The 20,237-nt window shown below is 66.2% G+C and carries 20 protein-coding genes; 8 read left to right on the top strand and 12 right to left on the bottom strand.

The annotated features are described in order from the left end of the window. The first annotated feature begins 14 nt into the window (after positions 1-14). The 5 genes from AC5JDC_RS28455 to AC5JDC_RS28475 are packed head-to-tail and all read left to right on the top strand — an operon-like array spanning position 15 to position 5,391. Positions 15-1,220, top strand: coding sequence for an acyl-CoA dehydrogenase family protein (locus AC5JDC_RS28455; RefSeq protein ID WP_495846794.1), 1,206 nt, complete (start codon positions 15-17; stop codon positions 1,218-1,220). A 41-nt stretch (positions 1,221-1,261) separates the two neighbouring features. Beyond that, a complete protein-coding gene (locus AC5JDC_RS28460; protein WP_495846796.1) occupies positions 1,262-1,717 on the top strand; it encodes a MaoC family dehydratase in 456 nt (151 codons plus the stop codon). 54 nt (positions 1,718-1,771) lie between these two features. After that, entirely contained in the window at positions 1,772-3,370 is a 1,599-nt protein-coding gene (locus AC5JDC_RS28465) for a long-chain-fatty-acid--CoA ligase (RefSeq protein WP_495846798.1), read from the top strand. Positions 3,371-3,373: 3 nt separating this feature from the next. Continuing rightward, entirely contained in the window at positions 3,374-4,468 is a 1,095-nt protein-coding gene (locus AC5JDC_RS28470; protein WP_495846800.1) for an acyl-CoA dehydrogenase family protein, read from the top strand. Positions 4,469-4,491: 23 nt separating this feature from the next. Further along, a complete protein-coding gene (locus AC5JDC_RS28475; RefSeq protein WP_495846802.1) occupies positions 4,492-5,391 on the top strand; it encodes a crotonase/enoyl-CoA hydratase family protein in 900 nt (299 codons plus the stop codon). 11 nt (positions 5,392-5,402) lie between these two features. Here AC5JDC_RS28475 and AC5JDC_RS28480 read toward each other — a convergent pair whose 3' ends face one another. The 6 genes from AC5JDC_RS28480 to AC5JDC_RS28505 are packed head-to-tail and all read right to left on the bottom strand — an operon-like array spanning position 5,403 to position 11,109. Beyond that, positions 5,403-6,539 carry an acyl-CoA dehydrogenase family protein gene (locus tag AC5JDC_RS28480; protein WP_495846804.1) on the bottom strand — a complete coding sequence of 379 codons (1,137 nt, stop codon included), beginning with the start codon at positions 6,537-6,539 and terminating at the stop codon, positions 5,403-5,405. A gap of 11 nt (positions 6,540-6,550) precedes the next feature. Further along, entirely contained in the window at positions 6,551-7,750 is a 1,200-nt protein-coding gene (locus tag AC5JDC_RS28485) for an acyl-CoA dehydrogenase family protein (protein ID WP_495846806.1), read from the bottom strand. A gap of 26 nt (positions 7,751-7,776) precedes the next feature. After that, positions 7,777-8,697 (bottom strand): SDR family NAD(P)-dependent oxidoreductase, encoded by a 921-nt coding sequence (locus tag AC5JDC_RS28490; RefSeq protein WP_495846808.1) that lies wholly within the window; start codon positions 8,695-8,697, stop codon positions 7,777-7,779. 39 nt (positions 8,698-8,736) lie between these two features. Then, entirely contained in the window at positions 8,737-9,117 is a 381-nt protein-coding gene (locus tag AC5JDC_RS28495; protein ID WP_495846810.1) for a Zn-ribbon domain-containing OB-fold protein, read from the bottom strand. 2 nt (positions 9,118-9,119) lie between these two features. Continuing rightward, positions 9,120-10,289: a thiolase family protein gene (locus AC5JDC_RS28500; protein ID WP_495846812.1), complete on the bottom strand. Its 1,170-nt coding sequence runs from the start codon at positions 10,287-10,289 to the stop codon at positions 9,120-9,122. A gap of 28 nt (positions 10,290-10,317) precedes the next feature. After that, the gene (locus tag AC5JDC_RS28505; RefSeq protein ID WP_495846814.1) at positions 10,318-11,109 is read right to left on the bottom strand and encodes an enoyl-CoA hydratase/isomerase; all 792 of its coding nucleotides are present in this window, start codon (positions 11,107-11,109) and stop codon (positions 10,318-10,320) included. Between the two features lie 157 nt (positions 11,110-11,266). Between AC5JDC_RS28505 and AC5JDC_RS28510 the strand changes: the two genes are divergently transcribed. From AC5JDC_RS28510 to AC5JDC_RS28520, 3 genes are read left to right on the top strand one after another with little or no spacing between them, the layout of a single operon-like run. Further along, the gene (locus AC5JDC_RS28510) at positions 11,267-12,799 is read left to right on the top strand and encodes an AMP-binding protein (RefSeq protein WP_495846816.1); all 1,533 of its coding nucleotides are present in this window, start codon (positions 11,267-11,269) and stop codon (positions 12,797-12,799) included. Between the two features lie 58 nt (positions 12,800-12,857). Continuing rightward, positions 12,858-13,832, top strand: coding sequence for an NAD(P)H-dependent flavin oxidoreductase (locus tag AC5JDC_RS28515; RefSeq protein ID WP_495846953.1), 975 nt, complete (start codon positions 12,858-12,860; stop codon positions 13,830-13,832). Beyond that, positions 13,823-14,146: a hypothetical protein gene (locus AC5JDC_RS28520; protein WP_495846818.1), complete on the top strand. Its 324-nt coding sequence runs from the start codon at positions 13,823-13,825 to the stop codon at positions 14,144-14,146. Before AC5JDC_RS28515 ends, AC5JDC_RS28520 begins: the two co-directional genes overlap by 10 nt. A 538-nt stretch (positions 14,147-14,684) precedes the next feature. Here AC5JDC_RS28520 and AC5JDC_RS28525 read toward each other — a convergent pair. From AC5JDC_RS28525 to AC5JDC_RS28550, 6 genes are read right to left on the bottom strand one after another with little or no spacing between them, the layout of a single operon-like run. Beyond that, positions 14,685-15,746, bottom strand: a complete 1,062-nt coding sequence (locus AC5JDC_RS28525; RefSeq protein WP_495846820.1) for a 3-carboxy-cis,cis-muconate cycloisomerase — start codon at positions 15,744-15,746, stop codon at positions 14,685-14,687. Continuing rightward, on the bottom strand, positions 15,743-16,354 hold the full coding sequence (gene pcaG / locus AC5JDC_RS28530; RefSeq protein WP_495846822.1) for a protocatechuate 3,4-dioxygenase subunit alpha: 612 nt from the start codon (positions 16,352-16,354) through the stop codon (positions 15,743-15,745). Before pcaG ends, AC5JDC_RS28525 begins: the two co-directional genes overlap by 4 nt. Beyond that, positions 16,354-17,112, bottom strand: a complete 759-nt coding sequence (gene pcaH / locus AC5JDC_RS28535) for a protocatechuate 3,4-dioxygenase subunit beta (RefSeq protein WP_495846824.1) — start codon at positions 17,110-17,112, stop codon at positions 16,354-16,356. The genes pcaG and pcaH overlap by 1 nt, the downstream gene beginning before the upstream one ends. Continuing rightward, positions 17,109-17,513 carry a 4-carboxymuconolactone decarboxylase gene (gene pcaC, locus AC5JDC_RS28540; protein WP_495846826.1) on the bottom strand — a complete coding sequence of 135 codons (405 nt, stop codon included), beginning with the start codon at positions 17,511-17,513 and terminating at the stop codon, positions 17,109-17,111. The genes pcaH and pcaC overlap by 4 nt, the downstream gene beginning before the upstream one ends. Beyond that, positions 17,510-18,313 carry a 3-oxoadipate enol-lactonase gene (gene pcaD, locus AC5JDC_RS28545; protein ID WP_495846828.1) on the bottom strand — a complete coding sequence of 268 codons (804 nt, stop codon included), beginning with the start codon at positions 18,311-18,313 and terminating at the stop codon, positions 17,510-17,512. Before pcaD ends, pcaC begins: the two co-directional genes overlap by 4 nt. Before the next feature lie 5 nt (positions 18,314-18,318). Then, positions 18,319-20,211 carry a bifunctional sugar phosphate isomerase/epimerase/4-hydroxyphenylpyruvate dioxygenase family protein gene (locus AC5JDC_RS28550; RefSeq protein WP_495846830.1) on the bottom strand — a complete coding sequence of 631 codons (1,893 nt, stop codon included), beginning with the start codon at positions 20,209-20,211 and terminating at the stop codon, positions 18,319-18,321. Positions 20,212-20,237 lie beyond the last annotated feature (26 nt).

The raw sequence follows: 20,237 nt of genomic DNA on the forward strand, positions 1-20,237 counted from the left end.
CCATGGAGAAAGAGATGGATGGAAGCCTTTCCGAACGTGATCGGGCCTTTCAGGCCGAGGTCCGCTCGTTCCTTACTGAAAAGCTGACACCCGACATCCGCGCCCGGGCCGCCCGCCAGACGGGTGTGGCGGCGGAGCGCGAGCTGGGAATCTGGTGGCACAGGACGCTGTTCGAGCGCGGCTGGATCGCTCCCGCCTGGCCCGTCGAGCATGGCGGCACCGGATGGAACGCCATGCAGCGGCACATATTCGAGGAGGAGTGCGCCAGCGCGAATGCTCCGCAGCTCTTCCTCGGCGGGCTGCAACTATGCGGCCCGGTGATCATGCGGTTCGGTGCGCCGGAGCAGAAGGCGTTCTTCCTGCCGAAAATCCTGTCGGGAGAACACTACTGGTGCCAGGGTTTTTCCGAGCCCGGCTCCGGGTCCGATCTTGCATCGCTGACGACACGCGCCGTGCAGGACGGCGACGACTATGTCGTCACCGGATCGAAGATCTGGACGACGCAAGCGCACAACGCGAACTGGATCTTCATGCTGGTCCGCACCTCGACCGAGGGCCGGCAGCAGGCCGGCATCAGCTTCCTGCTCTCGCCCATGGACGCGCCGGGCATCGAGGTGCGCCCGATCATCTCGATGTCGGGCGAGCACGAGGTCAACCAGGTCTTCTTCGACGGCCTGCGCGTGCCCGTAGCCAACCGGGTCGGCGAGGAGAACCAGGGCTGGGCAATCGCCAAGTACCTGCTCGAATTCGAGCGCGGCGGCAGCTATGCCGCCGTCGCCCGAGCGCTTCTGCGCGACACGCGCGTCGCGGCGCAGACATCGGATCCGGTCGACGGCACCCGACTGTGGGACGACCAGTCGTTCCGCCGCCGCTATGCCGAGCTGGACATCGAGATCACTGCCCAGAGCTGGACCGAGAAACGGGTGATATCGAGCCTGTCCGCCGGCGAAAATGTCGGCGACATGATGGCGTCCATCCTCAAGGTCCGCGGCTCGGAGGTGCAGCAGGCCGCCGGCGAGCTGGCCATGCGCGCCCTTGGCGAACTCGCCATTCCCGACCAGCGCCGCGCTCTCTCGCCCGGCAGCGACGCCCAGCCGATTGGGCCGGACTTCGCGCTCCGGCACACGGCGCGCTTCCTCAACGACCGGGCGCGTTCGATCTACGGCGGCTCCAACGAGATCCAGCGCAACATCATTGCGCGGTCCGTCGCCGGCGGCTGAGCCGGCACGCGGATCGGAGCAATCCAGAGAAAGGACATGCCATGACACGGGTTTTCGAAAGTCCCGGTGAACTGAACGCGGCCGTCGGCCAGGCAATCGGCCCCGGCGAGTGGCTGACCGTCACGCAGAAGATGATCGACGACTTCGCTGAGGCGACCGGCGACAAGCAGTGGATCCATGTCGATGTCGAGCGGGCCGGGAGGGAAGCCCCGGGCGGCAAGACCATCGCCCACGGCTATCTGACGCTCGCGTTGCTCGGCGTTCTCCAGCCGCCGCTCTATACGGTGAAGGCCTCGCGCATCCTCAACTACGGCGTGGACAAGCTGCGTTTCCTGAACGCCGTTCCCGCCGGGTCGCGCGTTCGTCTGGTCACGTCGATCAAGTCGGTTGAGGAGGCCTCCGGCGGCCTGCGGGCGACGGCCGAGCTCACCATAGAGATCGAGGGCGAGAAGCGTCCCGCGCTCGTGGCCGACATCATCTTTCTCTACTTCGCGTGAACCCGCGCGGCACGTGCGTGGCCGCTTGGGATCGCGCCTTCCTGGAGGGCAAAAATGAGCATTGTGGACGACAGTCCGGAGGAAGCGGCGGCGCGGGCCGGGATCGCCAGCGTCGCCGACATCGTGCGCTGCCATGCGGCGCGGCGCGGGGCAAAGACCGCGCTCTATTACGAAGACCAGTTCCTTACCTACGCGGATTGGGACGAGCGCAGCAGCCGGGTGGCCAACGGCCTGATCGCCGCCGGGTGTAAACCCGGAACCCGTATCGCCTATCTCGGCAAGAACGATCCGCGTTACTTCGAAGTGCTGATGGGCTGCGCCAAGTCCAACACCGTGCTGACGGCCATCAGCTGGCGTCTGGCGCTTCCAGAAATCCATTACCTGCTCGAGAATTTCGATACCGAATTCCTCTTCATCGACATGGATTTCGCGGCAAAGCTCGAGGAAATCAGGGCGGCTCGGCCGGATTTTCGCGGTATCGTCGTGATCGGCGGCCATGTCGAAGGCGCGGAGAGCTTCGACGCCTGGCGCCACCGGCAGTCGGCCGTCGACCCGAAGCTGCCCGTGTCGCCGGACGACGTCGTGCTGCAACTCCACACATCCGGCACGACCGGGCGTCCCAAGGGCGCCATGCTCACCAACGCCAACGTGCTGAATTCGGTCCGGCACACCGAAAGCGGTGAACTGGGCGAATGGAGCACAGAGGACATCGTCTTGACGCCGCTGCCGCTCTTCCACAGCGGCGGCACCTGCTGGGCGATGTACGCGCCCTATGTCGGCGCGGCGAACTACATCACCCGCGAGGCCGGCAGCCCTTTCATCCTCCAGGCGCTGGCCTCCGCGCCCATCACCAAGGCGGGCTTCGTGCCTGCCGTCATCCAGCAGATCATCAACGATCCCGCCTTCGACCGCAGCCATGCCAAATCCCTCCAGGTCGTCGGCTATGGCGGCTCGCCGATTACGGTCGATTTGCTGCGGCGGGCGGTCAAGGAACTGGGGTGCGGCTTCGTCCAGATGTTCGGCATGACCGAGACGACGACCATGGGGACGACGCTGCTTCCGCAGGACCACGATCTCGATCGTCCGGAACTGCTGGCCTCCTGCGGCCGACCGCTGCACGACATGGAAATCCGCATCGTAGATGCTCAGGGCAACGACCTTCCCGCCGGCGAGAGCGGCGAGATTCTGCTGCGCGGTGGCGCCGTGATGCAGGGTTATTACGGCCGGCCCGAGGCGACGGCCGAGGCGCTGCGCGACGGCTGGTACCATTCGGGCGACGCCGGCTATTTCGATGCCAATGGCTATCTCTATATCCGCGACCGCATCAAGGACATGATCATCTCGGGCGGCGAGAACATCTATCCCGCTGAGGTCGAGCAGGCGGTGGCGGAGCATCCGGCCGTGCTCGAGGTGGGCGTCGTCGGCGTGCCGTCGGAGAAATGGGGCGAGGAGGTGAAGGCCTTCGTCGCGCTACATCCCGGCCAGCAGGTTTCGGAAGCCGAGCTGATCGCGCATTGCCGATGTCGCATCGCCTCCTTCAAATGTCCCAAGTCCGTCGCGTTCGTCGATGCGCTGCCGCGCAATCCATCGGGCAAGATTCTGAAACGCGAGTTGCGCGCACCCTACTGGGCGCAGCGCGAGCAGGCGATCTGAGCGATGGATCTATCCTTCACGGCCGAGCAGACGATGCTGCGGGACACGCTTTCCGGCTATCTCGCCGGACGACGCACGGACCTGACCACGGGACCACGGCGCGGCGATGCCGTCCTCTGGCGTGGCCTCGTCGACGACATCGCCCTGCAGTCCTCCCTCGTGTCCGAAGAGTTCGGCGGTTTTGGCGGCGGTCCGGTCGAGGTCATGCTGATCATGGAGGAGCTCGGCAGGGCGCTTGCCGCCGCGCCTTTCCCCCAGACGGTGCTGACGACGACCGCGCTGGCGGCTGCCGGAGGCGAGCCGGCCGGCAGCCATCTGCGAGCCATAGCGGCCGGGCGGGCGCTCACGGTCCTTGCCCACTCCGAATACGCGACCCGCTTTCGACTGGCGAATGTCGGCGCCGGCGCGACGCGCGACGGCTCGGTCCACCGCATCTCCGGCAGGAAATCCGTGGTCTCCTGCGCGCCTCTGGCCACACACTATCTGGTGACCGCAAGGGTCGGATCCGGCACGCCGTCGCTCTTCCTCGTCGATGCCGCGGCGGCCGGCTTAACACGCGAGGATTTTGACGCGATCGACGGCGAGGCTACGTCAAACATCGGGTTCGCCGGTGCGGTCGGGCAGATGATCGGACGCGAAGGCGACGCCGTCGGGCTGCTGGAGCCGGCCATCGACTCCGCCATCGTCGCGCTCGGCGCGGAAGCGGTCGGCATCATGCGCGAAATGACAAGCCAGACGTCGGCATATCTGCGCGACCGCAGGCAGTTCGGGCAACCGCTCATCTCGTTCCAGGTGCTCCGGCACCGGCTGGCGGACATGGCGATCGCGATCGAGCAGGCCGTATCGATGGTCTACATGGCGACGCTTGCCCTCCAGGACGGCGATGCCCGCGAACGGGCGGCCGCAGCTTCGTCCATGAAGATCGCTGTCGACCGCCAGCTCCGCTTCGTGAGCCAGCAGGCGGTGCAACTCCACGGCGGCATGGGCATCACCGACGAACTGGCGATCGGGCGCTACTTCAAGCGGGCGCTGGTCATCGCCGCCAGCTTCGGCAGCGAGGACGACCACTTCCGCCGCTACGACGCGCTTGCCGTCTAAAATCGGACAGGAGCCGACCGGCCGTGAGCTTCCAAAACATTCTCTATTCGGTCGACGACGGGATCGCGACGATCACGCTGAACCGGCCCGACAAGCTTAATGCCGTCAGCGAAGCGATGATCGACGAGATCATCGCCGCGCTCGATTGCGCCGATGCCGACGACGATGTCCGGGTGGTGGTCGTCCGCGCGAACGGCAGGCTGTTCTGCGCGGGTGCCGACCTGTCGCAAGGGGCGGGCACGTTCGACTATGGCAGCCATGCGCCGGCCGGACCGAGCTCGCCGGTCCGCCCAGACGGCAGCATAGATTATTCGCATGAGAAGGTCCGCGACGGCGCGGGCCGCCTTACGCTCCGGCTCTATCGCAGCCTGAAGCCCGTCATCGGCGCCATCCACGGCGCGGCGGTCGGCGTCGGCATCACCATGACGCTCGCCATGGATGCCCGGTTCGCGGCCGACGATAGCCGCTTCGGCCTAGTGTTCACGCGGCGGGGCATCGTGCCGGAAGGCGCCTCGACCTGGTTCCTGCAGCGCATCGTCGGCCTGGATCGCGCGCTGGACTGGTGCCTGACGGGGCGCATGGTCTCGGCAGGCGAGGCGCTGGAGGCCGGCCTGGTGCGTTCCCTCCACCCTGCCGCCGAGCTTCTTCCGGCCGCCTACGCCTACGCCCGCGAGATCGCCGACAACACCGCGCCGGTTTCCGTCGCGCTCACGCGGCAGATGCTCTGGCAAATGGCGGGCGCCCGGCATCCGATGGAAGCGCATAGGCTCGACAGCCGCGGCGTCTATGCCCGCGGCCGTTCGGACGATGCACGGGAGGGCGTCGCGAGCTTCCTGGAGAAGCGTCCGCCGGCCTTTACCGACCGCGTCTCCCGTGACATGCCGGACTATTTCCCCTGGCGGGAGGATCCCGACTATTCGTGAACCGGGTCGGCTCACGCCAGCTCGGACGGCAGGCTGGCGAAGCGCCTCTGGTGGAAATCGATATCGCCGAGCAGGGTCTCGACCATCAGCAGCCGCTTGAAATAGTGTCCGACCGCCAGCTCGTCCGTCATGCCGATGCCGCCATGCAGTTGCACCGCGGCGCGGCCGACGAAGCGCGCGGAGCGCCCGACCTGTACCTTTGCGGCCGACGCGGCCCGGGCCCGTTCGAGCGGCTCTCCATCCGCGACGCTGGCGGCGTAGAGCGTCAGCGCGCGGGCGCATTCCAGCTGGACCCGCATGTCGACGACGCGGTGCTGGATGACCTGGAAGTCGCCGATCGGCTGGCCGAACTGCTGTCTTATCCTGACATAGGCCAGAGTTTGTTCACAAAGCGCGCTCATAGCGCCGACGCCTTCCGCGCAGAGATAGACGAGCGCGCGGTCGGTTGCGGCAACCACCGCCGGATAAGCTGCCTCCGGATCGCCGAGCACCTCCTCGGCGACCGCCCCATCCAGCACGAGATCGGCGGCCTGCCGGTCGTCGACGGTCGTGTAGGAGCGCAGCGAAACGCCCTGGCTTTTGGGGTCGAGGATGAAGAGCCCGAGCCCCGCCTCCGCGGCGATATCGCCGGCGGTGCGTGCCAGCACCATGATCCTGTCGGCGCCCGGAGCATCGAGAACCAGGATCTTGCGCCCGCTGAGCACATGGCCGGCTTCGGTGCGCGCCGCGCGCGTCCCGATCCTGCTGAGTTCGAAGCGTGACTCCGCCTCGGCATGGGCGAAAGCGATGCGCAGCCGGCCGTCGCCGATGGCTGGCAGCATCGCCGATTGCTGTGCCGCCGTGCCAGCCAATGCGATGAGGCCGGCCGACAGGACGATCGATGAAAGATAGGGCTCGACGACGAGATGCGATCCGAAGGCCTCGCCGACCCCGGCTTCCTCGATCGCGCCGAGACCCATACCGCCGGTGTCCTCGGGCATGGCGAGGCGCAGCCAGCCCATGGCGGCAAAGCTGTCCCAGTTCTCCAGGGAGTAGGGCGGCCGCCGCGCGGTGAGCCTGCGCCACTGCTCGAAGCCGTAGTTGCGCGCCAGCCAGCCCGACAGGCTTTCCCCGAGCATCGCCTGCTCGTCGTTGAGACGAAAATCCATGACCCGTCTCCTCAGGCTCCGGCGTAGATCATCTTGGCGAGGATGTTCTGCTGCGTCTCGGTCGAGCCGCCATAGATGGTCGCGGCGCGCAGGAACAGGAACTCCTCCATTTTGCCCTGGGCGATCTCGGGCGCCGACGGCGAGTGGATGCGACCGTCCTCCAGGCTGTCATAGGCGAGGCCGGCGTAACCCATGGCCTCTACGGACAGCTCCGTCACCGCCTGGATGATCTGCGATCCGCGCAGCTTCAGGAGGCTGGCCGACAGCATGTTGTCGATGCCCTGGTCCATCTCCCAGGCGACGCGCAGCCCCATACGTTCGAGCGCCAGGAGATCGATCTCGATCGCGGTCGTCTTGTCGCGAAAGACGGGATCGTCGGCGAGCGTGGCATCGCCCACGGCCGTCTCGCGCGCCATCTGGCGCAGCCGTTGCAGGCGGCGCTTCGACCGCGCGATCTCGGCGATGGTGAAGCGCTCGTGGCCGAGCAGGAATTTGGCATAGGTCCAGCCCTTGCCCTCCTCGCCGATCAGGCTGGAGCGCGGCACCCGGACGTTCTCGAAGAAGGTTTCGTTGAGGCTGTGCCCGCGGTCGATCGAGATGATGGGACGCACCGTGATGCCGGGCGTATCCATAGGAAAGACCAGCATGGATATGCCCCGCTGGGGCTTCACCGCGGGATCGGTGCGCACCAGGCAGTAGATCATGTTGGAGTTGTGGGCGAGGCTGGTCCAGATCTTCTGGCCATTGATGATGTAGTCGTCGCCGTCGGCGATGGCGCGGGTCTTCAGCGAGGCGAGATCGGAGCCCGAGCCAGGCTCGGAGAACCCCTGGCACCAGTAGTCCTCGCCCGACAGGATGCGCGGGAGGTAGTGCGCCTTCTGCTCCTCGCTGCCGAAGGTGTAGATGACGGGGCCGACCATGTTCACGCCCTGCCCGGCCAGCAGGGGGAGGGGGGCGTCGGCCATGCACAGCTCTTCGTCGAAGATATAGCGTTGCAGCGCCGTCCAGCCCGGCCCGCCATACCGCTTCGGCCAAGCGGGGGCGGCCCAGCCCTTTTCGTGAAGGATGCGCTGCCAGCGCAGCATATCCTCCGGGTGCAGGTGAAAGGACCGCCGCGTCTTTTCCGCTATGTCGACGGGCAGGTGCTCGCGGAAGAAGGCGCGGACCTCTTCGCGAAATGCCCTGTCTTCGGCGTTCAGGGAAAGATCCACAGCCTGTCCTCCGTATCGCCCGGTGTTCAGGCGGCCGGCTTCGCCAACGTGTCGAGCCGCTCCTGCATCCTGCCCTCAGTACCCGGCGTCGTCGGGTCGGCGGTCGACAGGTCGTTGATCCGGTCGAAGGCCCGGTCGAAAAGCTCGACTGTTATCGGCTGCGAGGGATCGAACTGGACGCCCTTGGTCTCAAAGAAATGCAGGCGGCCGAAGCCGCCGGCGGCGGCGGTGATGATGGTGGCGGTCACGTCGCAGCGCTCGCTGGCGAGCCAGGCGACGGCCGGCGAGACGAAGGCCGGGTCGAGCTTCTTCATGAAGCTCTCGTCGAGCCCGAGATTGTCGGTCATGCGCGTCAGCGCGCCGGGCGAGATGGCGTTGACGAGCACGTTGTTCTTGCGCCCCTCGATCGCCAGGCAGTTCATGAGGCCGAGCATGCCCGCCTTCGCCGAGCCGTAGTTCGACTGGCCGAAATTACCGCTGGTCCCCGCTACCGACGTGGTGAAGACGACGCGCCCGTATTTCTGCTCGCTCATCGGGCCCCAGGCGGCCTTGGTGCAGAAGACGGTGCCCCAGTAGTGGACCTGGAACACCTCGGCGAAATCCTTCAGGTCCGATTTGCCGAAGGATTTGTCGCGAAGGATGCCGGCATTGTTGACGAGGATGTCGATCTTGCCGAACGCGTCGACGGCGGTCTTGATGATTCTTTCGGCGCTCTCCTGCGTGGACACGCTCTCATAATTGGGGACCGCCGTGCCGCCCTCCGCCTTGATTTCGGCCACGACCTTGTCGGCCGCCGCGGAATCGCTGCCGACGCCGGAGGTGCTCCCGCCAAGGTCGTTGACCACCACCTTTGCGCCCTGCCTGGCGAGCAGCAGCGCGTGCTGGCGCCCCAGTCCGGCGCCCGCCCCGGTGACCACCGCCACCCTTCCGTCAAGTCTCAACGTCATGTCTCGTAGCCTCCGGATTTCGCTTCGATGATTGTCGGCTCAGGCCTCGAGCGGCCGGAACATGGGCGCGGCTATTCCGTCCACGTCGCGGAAGGTGACCTGCACCTTCTGCTCGACCTCGATCGCGTCGAGATCGCAGTCGATGATGTTGGTCATCAGGCGCGGGCCCTCGTCGAGTTCGACGAAGGCGATGGCGTAGGGATCGCCGCGGCGCATGACGCTGAAGGAGTAGATGCGCCCCGTCCCCGCGCATTCGACCCAGGCGAGCCTGTCGCTCAGGCAATAGGGGCAGACGACGCGGGGATAGTGGAACGCATCGCCGCATTCCTCGCATCGCTGGATCAGCAGCTTTCCGCCGGTCGAGCGCCACTGCGGCGCGGTATCGCGTTCGGGCGTGATCGTGTCGACGGCCGCATCCATGATCAGACCCTCTCCAGGATAAGCGTGGCGCTGCCGTGCCGCGTGGGCAGATAGCCGCCGGTTCCGTGCGCGAGCGCCAGATCGCAATTCTTCACCTGCACGGCGGGATGCGTCTCGCCGCGCAACTGGCGGACGGCTTCGATGACCTTCGTCATGCCGCCGCGATTGGCCGGGTGATTGCTGCAAAGACCGCCGCCATCCGTGTTGAAAGGCAACTTGCCGACGCCGGATATGAGGTTGCCGTCCGCGACGAAGCGGCCGCCTTCGCCCTTCTCGCAGAAGCCGAGATCCTCGAGCGTGATCGCTACGGTGATTGTGAAGGAATCGTAGATCGAGACGTATTTGATGTCGGATGGCTTCACCCCCGCCTCGGCGAAGGCGGCCGGTCCTGACCAGACTCCGCCCGAGAAGGTGATGTCGTTGCGGCCGCCATTGGGATGCTTGATCGCCTCGGCGGCTCCGCGCACCTTTATGAGCGGCCGCTTCAGGCTTCTGGCGATCTCCGGCGAGACCACGATCAGCGCACCGCCGCCATCGCTGATCACGCAGCAGTCGAGCCGGCGCAGCGGGTCGGAAACCATCGGAGAGTTGACGACGTCGTCGACCGTGACGACGTCGCGCAGCATGGCGTGCGGATTGTGCTGTGCATGGTGGGAGGCTGCCACCTTCACCCAGGCGAGCTGCTCGCTGGTGGTGCCGTACTGATACATGTGGCGCTTGGCCGACATGCCGTAGAGATTGGCGATCGTATGCCTGAACGGCAGTTCGTAAGGCACGTCCGGGCAGATCGGATCGTCGAAGAACGCGCCTTCTCCCTTGGGTCCCCGCCCCGTGCGCGGCATGCCGGCAAGCGTTATCAGCGCGACCGAGCATTTGCCGGTCGCGATCGCCTGCGCGGCATGTCCGACGGCGAGGATATAGGAGGAGCCGCCCGTGTCGGTGTTGTCGACGTAGCGGGGGCGCAGGCCGAGATACTCGGCCATGTTGAGGCCGCCCATGCCCGGCGCGTCGCTGGCGCAGAAGAAGCCGTCCACGTCCCGGCTGGTGAGGCCCGCGTCGGCTAGCGCTCCGGCCGCCATCTCGGCGTGGAGCTGCGGTATCGTCTTGCCGGTCGCCTTGCGTATTGGATGCTCGAAGGCGCCTGCGATGTATGCCTTGCCGTTGATCGTCAAGAACAGGTCTCCTCAGGAAAGCCGGCGATCATATCGCCCTGAAATCCGCGGCCCGCTTCTCGCGGAACGCGGCGACGCCCTCGGCGAACTCGGCGCCGGTGCTGGCGACCTGCTGGAGATGATCCTCCAACTCCAGCTGCTCCTCGAAGGAATTGCCGCTCGTCTCCCAGTAGAGCCGGCGGATCATGCCGAGCGCCGAGACAGGTCCGTCGGCAAGCTGCCGTGCCAGCGACAGCGCCTCCGGCATCAGCTGGGCATCGTCGAAGACGCGATTGACGAGACCCCATTCCAGTGCCTGTTCGGCGGTGATCCTGTTGCCGAGCAGCGACATCTCGCGTGCTCGCGCGGCTCCGACGAGGCGCGGCAGCAGCCAGCTCGACCCGCAATCGGGCACCAGCCCGATGCGCCGGAAGGCTTGCAGGAAATAGGCCGAGCGCGCGCAGGCGATGATGTCGCCCATCATCGCGAGACTCATGCCCGCGCCGACGGCGGCGCCGTTCACCGCGGTCACGATCGGCAGCTCGCAGTCGCGCAGCAGTCGGAGCAGCGGATGGTAGACCCGTTGCAGCACCGACGCCGCGCCGTCGGACGCGACCGCGTTGCCGCTGGCCTCCGACAGGTCGGCACCCGAGGAAAATCCGCGTCCGGCACCCGTGATGACGAGGCAGCGAACGCCGCTGCCCGGCCTGGTCAGCTCGAGGAAAGCCTCCTCGATGACCGCCACGACGCCGGGCGAGACCGCGTTCATCACCTCCGGGCGGTTGAGCGTAAGCACGCCGATCCCATCGTGGATCTCGCGGCCTACCCAATCCTTGCTCATGCATCTCCTCCTGTCGATCGCACCGAGTAAGCTGGCGGCCCGCGGCACCTCACATCCCCTCTCACAGGGACCGTCAGCCGGCTTTTTTCCTGCTCTCATGCGGCGAGCGGGAGAGGAGGTCGCGAAAACGGCCTATGCGACAGGGAGGGAGGACCATTTGCTCAAGGATGTGATCGTCATCGGCGACAGGATGGTCACGCGGGCCCAGCTGTTCGAGCAGGGTCTGCGCGCCGCCAGCGGCTTCCATTCGCTCGGGCTTGGCGAGAACGACGCCGTCGCGATACTCATGCGCAACGACTTCTCCTTCTTCGAGGCGAGCCGGGGAGCGTCCACGATCGGCGTCTATGCCGTCCCGCTGAACTGGCATAACAAGAGTGACGAGATCGCCTATGTGCTGGCCGACGCCAGGCCGCGCGTCCTCGTGGCCCATTCCGACGTTTTGCTCGGCGTGGACGACGCGATCCCCGAGACCATGGAGTTGTTCCTCGTGCCGACCGAAGGCAATTCGGCGGAGGAGTGCGAAGCGACCGTCAAGGCGCGGCAACTGTTTCCAGCGGCACGTATCTGGAAGGAATGGCTGCAGGAGTTCGACCCCTGGACGGAGGCCCCGAAGCCACCGCGCGGCGCCATCCTCTATACGTCCGGGACCACCGGCCGCCCGAAAGCCGTGCGCAAGCCGTGCATGACGCCGGAACAGATGGCGCAGTTCACCAAGTTCCAGCGGCTGACCTTCGGCATCGGCCCCGGGACGCGGACTCTGGTGCTCGGCCCGCTCTATCACGCGATGCCGGACGCGAGCGGAAGGGCGGCGGTCGCCGAGGCGGAAATCGCCGTTCTCCAGCCGAAATTTGATGCCGAAGCCGTGCTCAGGATCATCGACGAACACAGGATCACGCATGTCGCCCTTGTGCCGACGGCCTTCGTCCGCTTGCTGAAGCTGCCGCGAGAGGTGCGCCGCCGTTACGACCTGTCCTCGCTGAAATCCGTGACGCACACCGGAGGCCCGTGCCCACCCGAGGTCAAGCGCGAGATGATCGACTGGTGGGGACCCGTCATCAACGAGGTCTACGGCGGTACCGAACAGGGTGTGACGTTCTTCTGCCGGTCGCCGGACTGGCTGCGCTATCCCGGCACGGTCGGCAGGCCGCTTGAGGGAACGCGGTTCGCCATACTCGGAGACGCAGGCGTTCCGCTGCCTTCAGGACAGATCGGCGAGATCTATGCGCGCAATCCCGCCTATGGCGACTTCACCTATGTCGGCCGCGATCAGCAGCGGCGCGAGGTGGAGTATGACGGGCTCATCACGCTTGGCGACGTCGGCTACGTCAACGAGGAAGGTTTTCTGTTCCTCTGCGACCGCAAGAACGACATGGTCATATCAGGTGGGGTGAACATCTATCCGGCGGAGATCGAGGCGGTTCTTCTGATGCATCCGGACGTCCGCGACTGCGCCGTCTACGGCGTGCCCGACGACGATCTCGGCGAAAGCCTGGTCGCGGCCGTCCAGCTGCGCGACTGCGCCGCCGGCGACCCCGAAGGTATCCGGGCCTATCTCAAGGAGCGGCTGACCAACTACAAGGTGCCGCGCAGGATCGAGTTCCATGGTTCGCTGCCGCGCGAGGACAGCGGAAAGCTCCTGAAGCGCAAGCTGCGCGATCCTCACTGGAAGGGTCGTCAGCGTGCGATCTGAACCGGAGAGGCTGCGCTCGACCTGCTGGACACCACACGGCAAGCCGCTGGCGCTCCCCATGGTCTGTGCGCCGATGTTCATCGTGTCGGGGCCGGAATTGCTTCTGGCGCAGTGCAAGGCAGGTGTCGTCGGCTCCATGCCGGCGCTAAACGCGCGTACGCCGGAAGTCTTTGACGCGTATCTGTCCCGCATCGGCAGCGAGCTTGCCGCCTACGACGCTGACCATCCCGACAAGCCGTCCGCGCCCTATGCGATCAATCTCATCGTGCATGGCTCGAACAAGCTGCTCGACGAGCAGGTCAGACTCTGCGTGAGGCATGAGGTTCCCGTCGTCATCACCTCGCTCGGGGCGAAAACCGAGGTGAACGACGCGATCCGTTCCTATGGCGGCATCGTGCTGCACGACGTCGTCAATCTGGTCCACGCGCGCAAGGCCATCGAACGCGGCGCCGACGGTCTGATCGCGGTGGCGGCGGGCGCCGGCGGCCATGCGGGCGCGCTGTCGCCTTTCGCGCTCGTCCAGGAAATCCGCGAATGGTGGGACGGTCCTCTGCTTCTTTCGGGCGCGATCTCGACCGGCCACGCGCTGCTCGCCGCACAGGTGATGGGAGCCGACCTCGGCTACTGCGGCTCGTGCTTCATCCCGGCGACGGAAGCCAATGCCGACGCAGCCTACAAGCAGATGGTGATAGACGGCTCGGCCGCCGACATCGTCTACACCGACAGGGTTTCCGGAACGCCGGCCAACTTCCTCAGGACGTCGCTGGAGCGGGCAGGTGTCAGGTTCGACGGGGCTCGGCCGCAAGCCGACTATGGCGACCTCCTCGACGGTTCCAAGGCCTGGCGCGACATCTGGAGCGCCGGTCACGGCATCGGCGTGCTGCATGACCAACGAACCGTCGCCGAGATCGTCGCGGCCCTCACCACGCAATACCGAGCCGGCCTCGACAGGACCCAGGGGCTGCATAGTGCCGGCGATCGAGAAGACTATGCGCCAGGCCATGCGGGAGGGAGAGAACGAGCTTGCGTTTGATCGAACTGCGTCAGGTGTTGTCCAGCAACAACGCCTTGCCCACGGAACTCGAATTGCGGCGGCTCTGCCGCCGCGCAACGATCGCGATTCCTGACGAGCAGAAGTCGGACGACCTCTACCGTGCTCTCTGTTCCGTCCTTCATGCTGCCGAACTCCTCGAGCGACAGGGCGCGCCCACATACTACCTGCGCAACACGGCACTGCACGTCGTCAAGATCATCGAGGAGGAACGACGATATCCGGTCGTTCCGGCCGGTCGAAATCATCATCGCGATCACGGGCTGATGCGCTATCCTTCACAGTCGCCGAACTAAGGTCGGCTCGCCGCGCCTGGAGCATTTCCAGGACCGCGTGTGTCTGGTGGACGTTTCGCTGACGGCCAATGCGTCGGCTCGGCCATCTCCCTTCGGCATCTCCGATAAGGTGAAGACGCTGACAAAAATCGCACGGTCCGTTTCGGTTTCTACAGGAAGCTCGGCATCTCTTCGCAGACCCAACTGCTGTCGCTCTACTTGAAGAACATGTAGCCGGGACCGCTGCCGGATTCGGCGGTATGCGGATAGACCGGAGCTGCAAGAAAAATGGCCGAATCCAAGGATTCGGCCAAGGTGTGAAGGTCAAAACCTCCAGAGGGGAACGCGTCGGGCGTAATGGGAGGAGAACGCCCGACGCATGTCGAAAATAGGAGCCGGCAGAGAAGGTTTCAATGGCGACACTGCATCTCCATCGAACCATCGGCGCCGAATCATTGTGCCAGGCGGATACTTTCAGCATCTTTGAGGCGCCGAGTTCCGCCGCGGCGATACGCGGATCGCCCATCTGCCGCCAAAGCGGGGCGCATGGTGTCGACGCCTAAGGTGCAGGGGATCGACTTCCGATGGCCTCGATGCGCCCGATGAGAGTGATTGCCCGACGGGTCGAGGCGCCAGCCGACATGAGCATCTGCGGCAGGATCATCCATTCGAGCGTCCAGGCGGCACCCGAGCGCTCCTGCTCGTGCACGAGGGCGTGGTGCATTCCCGATAGCTGGACGGCATTGTAGCGGGCAAGCGTCACCAGCATCTCGGCGTCGACCGGATTGCGCTTGTGCGCCATCGCGGAGGAAGAGCCGCCACCGGCGAGTTCGACTTCGCCGGCCTGCGCCATCAGCGCCACGTCCTGCCCGAACTTGCCGAGCGTGCCGGTCACCAGGGACAGCCAGCCGGCCAGGTCGGCGAGGCGGTCGCGCTGGCTTTGCCACTGCGGTGCGTCGGCAAGTCCGAGCCGCGCGGCCAGAGCGGAACGCAAGGCGGGCCCTTTGTCGCCGAAGCCGTCCAGCGTGCCCGCGGCCCCGCCGAATTGAACGACCGCAAGGGAACTGCGCACCGCTTGCAGTCGCTCGAGGTGCCGCAGGATGGGCGCGCGCCAGCTTTCGATGCGGTCGCCGGCGCGGATCGGTATCGCCGCCTGCATGCGTGTCCGGCCCGTCAGCGGCCTGTCGCCTAGGCGCCGGGCGAGATCGGCGAAGGCCGATACGAGCGTCGCCAGCCGCGCTTCCAGTAGGTCGAGGCATGCGCCAGCGCGCAGCACCATGGCCGTGTCGATCACGTCCTGGCTGGTCGCGCCGAAATGCACATGGTTGGAATGCGGCTCTCCAACTGCCTGCCTGATCTGGCGCACCAGTTCCGGCACGACGACACCGTCGCGCGCGGTTCCTTCCCCGAGCGCTTCGATGTCCGACCGGAAACCGGCCAGCGTACCCGCGATGGCCGATCCGGACTCGGCCGGTACGAGGCCAAGCCCGGCCTCGGCTTCGGCGAGCGCCGCCTCGAAGCGGAGCATCGCCGCCAGCTCCGCCTCGATGCCGAGCAGGGCCGCCATCTCCGCGTCGCCGAGCAGGCCTGCCAGAAGCGGGTGATCGAAGGGTGAAATCATATGTCGAAGAAAACGGTTTCGTTCTCGCCCTGGAGATGGATGTCGAAACTGTAGGTGTCGCCGTCCCGTGGCGCAATCAGAGAGGCTGTGCGCGGCTGCTCGATGCGCGCCAGCACCGGATCCTCTGCGTTGGCTTGCGCCTCGTCTCCGAAATACATGCGTGTATGAAGGCCGATATTGATGCCGCGCGCGGCGATCCACACGGTGATGTGCGGCGCCATGGGACGGCCATCGAAGAACGGCACGCGGCCCGGCTTGATCGTCTCGAACACGCATTCGCCGCTCGTCATGTCCGTCGCCTGCCTGCCCCAGCCGAAAAAATGCGGATCGGCCGCGCCGCGCTGATCCGACGGGGAATTGTAGATGCCCGCCGCGTCGGCCTGCCAGACCTCGACCAGCGCGTCCTTCAGCGGAACGCCGGCGCCGTCGATCACTCGGATCTTCACCTTGATGCGCTCGCCTCTGGCCTTCTCCCCGACCATCGCCGCGCCGAGGTCTGCGGCATAGACACCTTCGATGCCGCAGAAATTGGGGGTCAGGCCGATATGCACATAGGGTCCCGCGGTCTGCGAGGCGCTTTCCCTGAGCCGTTCGAGGCTTTGGGCCATCAATTGCCCTCCCTGCGGTTCTCGAAAAGCGTGGAGCGGCGGCCACGCAGGACGATGTCGAACTTGTAGGCGCGTGCGTCCATCGGGATCGTCGCCTGCATGTCGAGCGCGGCGGTGAGGGCCTCGACGGCTTTGGGATCGCCGATCGTGCGCACGATCGGGCATTTCCAGATCATCGGATCACCCTCGAAATACATCTGGGTGATCAGCCGCTGCGCGAAGCCATGGCCCATCACCGAGAAATGGATGTGGGCCGGTCGCCAGTCGTTCGGCCCGTTCGGCCAGGGATATGGCCCGGGCTGGACCGTGCGGAAACAATAACTGCCGTCTTCAGCCGTGATGGTGCGGCCGCAGCCGCCGAAATTCGGATCGAGCGGCGCGAGATAGGTCTCCCTTCTGTGCCGGTAGCGGCCGCCGGCGTTCGCCTGCCAGACTTCCAGCAGCGCACCGCCGACGCCGACGCCCCGCTCGTCGAGGACGCGGCCGTGCACGATGATGCGGGGGCCGATCGCCGCTTCGCCTGGTGCCGCGAAATTGTGGATGAGGTCGTCATCGAGTTCGCCCAGAATGTCGTGGCCGAAAACCGGTCCGGTGATCTCCGACAGCGTGTTGTCGAGCGACAGCAGCGGCCGCCGCGGCGAGCGCAGAACGGATGACTTGTAGCCGGGCGTGAAGGCTGGCGGGTGCCAGGCGCGGTCACGCTGGAAGAACGCGCCGGTCTCCGGCCTGTGGTTGGAAGGCGGATTCTTGCCTGTCATGTCTGGGCGGCCTGCGCGTCCATTTCGGCGAATGTCTTCTTGGCGATTCTGATGGCGCGATTGGCGGCCGGCACGCCGGCATAGATCGCCACATGCAGCAGCGCCTCGCGGATATCCTGGCGCGTCGCGCCTGTGTTGGCGGTGGCGCGCACATGCATGGCCACCTCCTCGTCATGGCCGAGTGCGGCAAGCAGCGCGATCGTGATCATCGAGCGCTCTCGTGCGGTGATGTCCGGCCGCGACCAGACGTGGCTCCAGGCGGCTTCGGTAATGAGATCCTGAAAGGGCTCGTCGAACTCGGTTCTGGCCGCCTCGGCACGATCGACATGGGCGTCGCCGAGCACCGCGCGACGCGTCGCCATGCCTTGCGCATGCCGCGCGCCCTGCGGTGGCTTGCTCATGCACGCCTCCGTTGCATGTCGTCGGTCATGAACCCGCGAATGAGAGCCGCCAGTCGGTCGGGCTGCTCGACGCAGGGGATGTGTCCGGCGCCGGCGATGATCTCGAAGCGCGCTCCGGGGATCGAGCGCGCCAGCCCCTCCACCAGCTCGGGCGGCGTCGAGCCGTCCTGATCGCCGACGACGCAGAGCGTCGGCACCCGGATCGTCGTGGCGGTCGTTCTGAAGTCGGCATCCCGGATCGCCGCACACGCGGCCGCGTAGCCAGCCGGCTCCTGGCGGGTCAGCATGGTTCTGTATCCGGCGAGCTCGTCGCCGCGCTTCTCGTGGAAGTCGGGCGTGAACCATTTTTCCATCACGCCGTCGGCGAAGCTGGCGATGCCATCGGAGAGCGCCGCCCGGATGCGGCCGTTCCACATCTCGGCGGTGCCGATCCTGGAGGCCGTGTCGCAAAGCACGAGCCCTTCGATCACGTGCGGGTGCGTGCCGTAGAGGCATTGTGCGATGACGCCGCCGATCGACAGGCCGCAGATGACGGCGCCGGCGACGCCGAGATGGTCGAGCAGCCCGGCGAGGTCGGTCGCATGGGTCTCGATGCGATGCGGCGCCTCGCCGAGTTCGCTGAGACCGTGGCCGCGCTTGTCGTAAAAGACACAGGCGTAGTCGTCCGAGAGCTGGCGCGCGACCGCGTTCCAGATGCGCAGGTCGGTGCCGAGCGAGTTGACGAACACGATGGCCGGCCTGCCGGCGTGGGGCCGGTAGCGATAGTGGAGGCTGACTCCGTTGATGCGGGCGAATTGCATTGCGGCTAGATCCTCGGCATTCCCTTTGGCCGCATCATGCGCTTCTGCGCGGCAATGCGGAACGGGGCATTCGGCGCGCCGTAGCCCGCATAGGCGCCTCGTCGCTCGACGATCTCCAGGATAAAACCCTCGCCGAAGGTCGGCGCATAGAGCTGGAAGAACTCGCCATGCTCGTCGCGGTCGTAGAGGATGTTTTCGGCGCGCAGCCGGTCCGCCAGGTCGGGATCGAGCCCGAATCGCGCCTCGACGTCGTCGTAATAGTTCGGCGACATGTGCAGCGGCTCGAAGCCGCTCGCCCTGAGCCGGACCGCGGTCGTGAAAATGTCGTCCGTCGCCATCGCCAGGTGCTGCAGGCCCGAGCCGAAGGTCTCGGCGATGAAGTGGCCGGCGAGCGTGCGATGGCTCTCGGCGCCGTTCAGCGTCAGCCGGAACCGCTTGTCCAAGCCTTCCACCACCTGGCTGCGCACCAGCCCGGCCGGGTCGACCACGTCGACCAGCGGCGTCTTGGCGGTGCGGAAGATCGAGACGTAGAACAGGAGCCAGCTCGGCATCTCCTCGTGGCTCATCGTCTGGCCGACATGGTCGATGCGGGTCAGTCCGGCGTCCTCGCCGCGTTCCGGCTGGTCGGCCGGCCGGAACTCGATGTCCCAGACCTTGCCGAGGTCGGTCTTGCCGTCGACGAAATAGACGAGGCCGCCGCCGACGCCGCGTATGGCGGGAATGGTCAGTTCCCCTGGGCCGACCGGCTGCTCGAACGGTTCCGCGCCCAGCGCGCGGGCTCGCGCCACGGTCGCCGCGGCATCCTCGACCTTGAGGCCGATCGCATAGGCGGACGTTCCGTGCACGACGAAGGACGAGTGCGCGAAACCTTTGCGGTCGGTATTGACGACGATGTTGATGCCGCCCTGCCGGTACAGAACGACGTCCTTCGAGACATGGCGGGCCACCTCGCGGAAGCCAAGCGTCCGGAGCAGCCCGGCGATGGCCTTGGCTCCCTGGTCGTCGGCTGCGAACTCGATGAACTCGATCGCCTCGACGCCGACGCGGTCGGGCATGGGCGGCATGTCGATGTGCAGCTCAGGCTCTTCCCGGCGCACGCGGTCCATCAGCCAGATGAGCGAGCGCTTGCCGTCGGCCGAAATGGATTTGGCGGAGCCGCCCCGGAACTGGTCGTTGAAAATCTCCAGCGAAAGGTAGCCGTCATAACCGGTCGCGGCGACGGCCTGCATGAATTCGCGCACCGGCAGGTCGCCTTCGCCCGGCATGTTGCGGAAGTGGCGGCTCCAGTAGAGGAGGTCCATGTCGATCTGCGGGGCGTCGGCGAGCTGAACGATGAATATCTTGTCGGCCGGTATCGAGCGGATCGATGCGAGGTCGATCCGGCGCGCCAGCGTGTGAAAGGAATCGAGGATCAGCCCGATGTTCGGATGGTCCGCGCGGCGCACCACTTCCCACGCGTCGCGGTGGTCGTTGATGTGCCTGCCCCAGGCGAGCGCCTCGTAGCCGACGCGCAATCCGCGCCGGGCAGCGCGCTCGCCGAGCGCATGAAAGTCGGCGGCGGCACGGTCGACGCCGCCGAGCGAAACCGGCGACACCGAGGAGCAGACCAGCATCAGCTCGGTGCCGAGTTCCTGCATCACGTCGAACTTGCGCTCGGCGCGGTCGAAGGCGCGGCTCCGCTGCGGCTCGGGCAATCCCTCGAAATCTCGGAACGGCTGGTAGAGCGTGATCGCCAGGCCGGTGTCGCGCGCCATGCGGCCGACGTCGCGCGGCGAACCGTCGAAGGCGAGGAAATCGTTCTCGAAGATCTCCACGCCGTCGAAGCCGGCCGCGGAGATGGCCGCGAACTTCTCCTCCAGGTCGCCGGCGATCGACACCGTGGCGATCGAGGTCTTCACCGCGACTCCTCCCTGAAGTCAAATGA

The organism is Kumtagia sp. (genome assembly GCF_059502445.1).

What these genes read in the sequence shown, in the direction of transcription:
- pcaG (WP_495846822.1), bottom strand. Translation starts at nt 16,354, where the DNA reads ATGGCCCAAAGCCTCGAACGGCTCAGGGAAAGCGCCTCGCAGACCGCG.
- pcaC (WP_495846826.1), bottom strand. Translation starts at nt 17,513, where the DNA reads ATGAGCAAGCCACCGCAGGGCGCGCGGCATGCGCAAGGCATGGCGACG.
- AC5JDC_RS28490 (WP_495846808.1), bottom strand. Translation starts at nt 8,697, where the DNA reads ATGACGTTGAGACTTGACGGAAGGGTGGCGGTGGTCACCGGGGCGGGC.
- AC5JDC_RS28455 (WP_495846794.1), top strand. Translation starts at nt 15, where the DNA reads ATGGATGGAAGCCTTTCCGAACGTGATCGGGCCTTTCAGGCCGAGGTC.
- AC5JDC_RS28515 (WP_495846953.1), top strand. Translation starts at nt 12,858, where the DNA reads ATGGTCTGTGCGCCGATGTTCATCGTGTCGGGGCCGGAATTGCTTCTG.
- pcaH (WP_495846824.1), bottom strand. Translation starts at nt 17,112, where the DNA reads ATGACAGGCAAGAATCCGCCTTCCAACCACAGGCCGGAGACCGGCGCG.
- AC5JDC_RS28525 (WP_495846820.1), bottom strand. Translation starts at nt 15,746, where the DNA reads ATGATTTCACCCTTCGATCACCCGCTTCTGGCAGGCCTGCTCGGCGAC.
- AC5JDC_RS28480 (WP_495846804.1), bottom strand. Translation starts at nt 6,539, where the DNA reads ATGGATTTTCGTCTCAACGACGAGCAGGCGATGCTCGGGGAAAGCCTG.
- pcaD (WP_495846828.1), bottom strand. Translation starts at nt 18,313, where the DNA reads ATGCAATTCGCCCGCATCAACGGAGTCAGCCTCCACTATCGCTACCGG.
- AC5JDC_RS28470 (WP_495846800.1), top strand. Translation starts at nt 3,374, where the DNA reads ATGGATCTATCCTTCACGGCCGAGCAGACGATGCTGCGGGACACGCTT.
- AC5JDC_RS28465 (WP_495846798.1), top strand. Translation starts at nt 1,772, where the DNA reads ATGAGCATTGTGGACGACAGTCCGGAGGAAGCGGCGGCGCGGGCCGGG.
- AC5JDC_RS28505 (WP_495846814.1), bottom strand. Translation starts at nt 11,109, where the DNA reads ATGAGCAAGGATTGGGTAGGCCGCGAGATCCACGATGGGATCGGCGTG.
- AC5JDC_RS28495 (WP_495846810.1), bottom strand. Translation starts at nt 9,117, where the DNA reads ATGGATGCGGCCGTCGACACGATCACGCCCGAACGCGATACCGCGCCG.
- AC5JDC_RS28460 (WP_495846796.1), top strand. Translation starts at nt 1,262, where the DNA reads ATGACACGGGTTTTCGAAAGTCCCGGTGAACTGAACGCGGCCGTCGGC.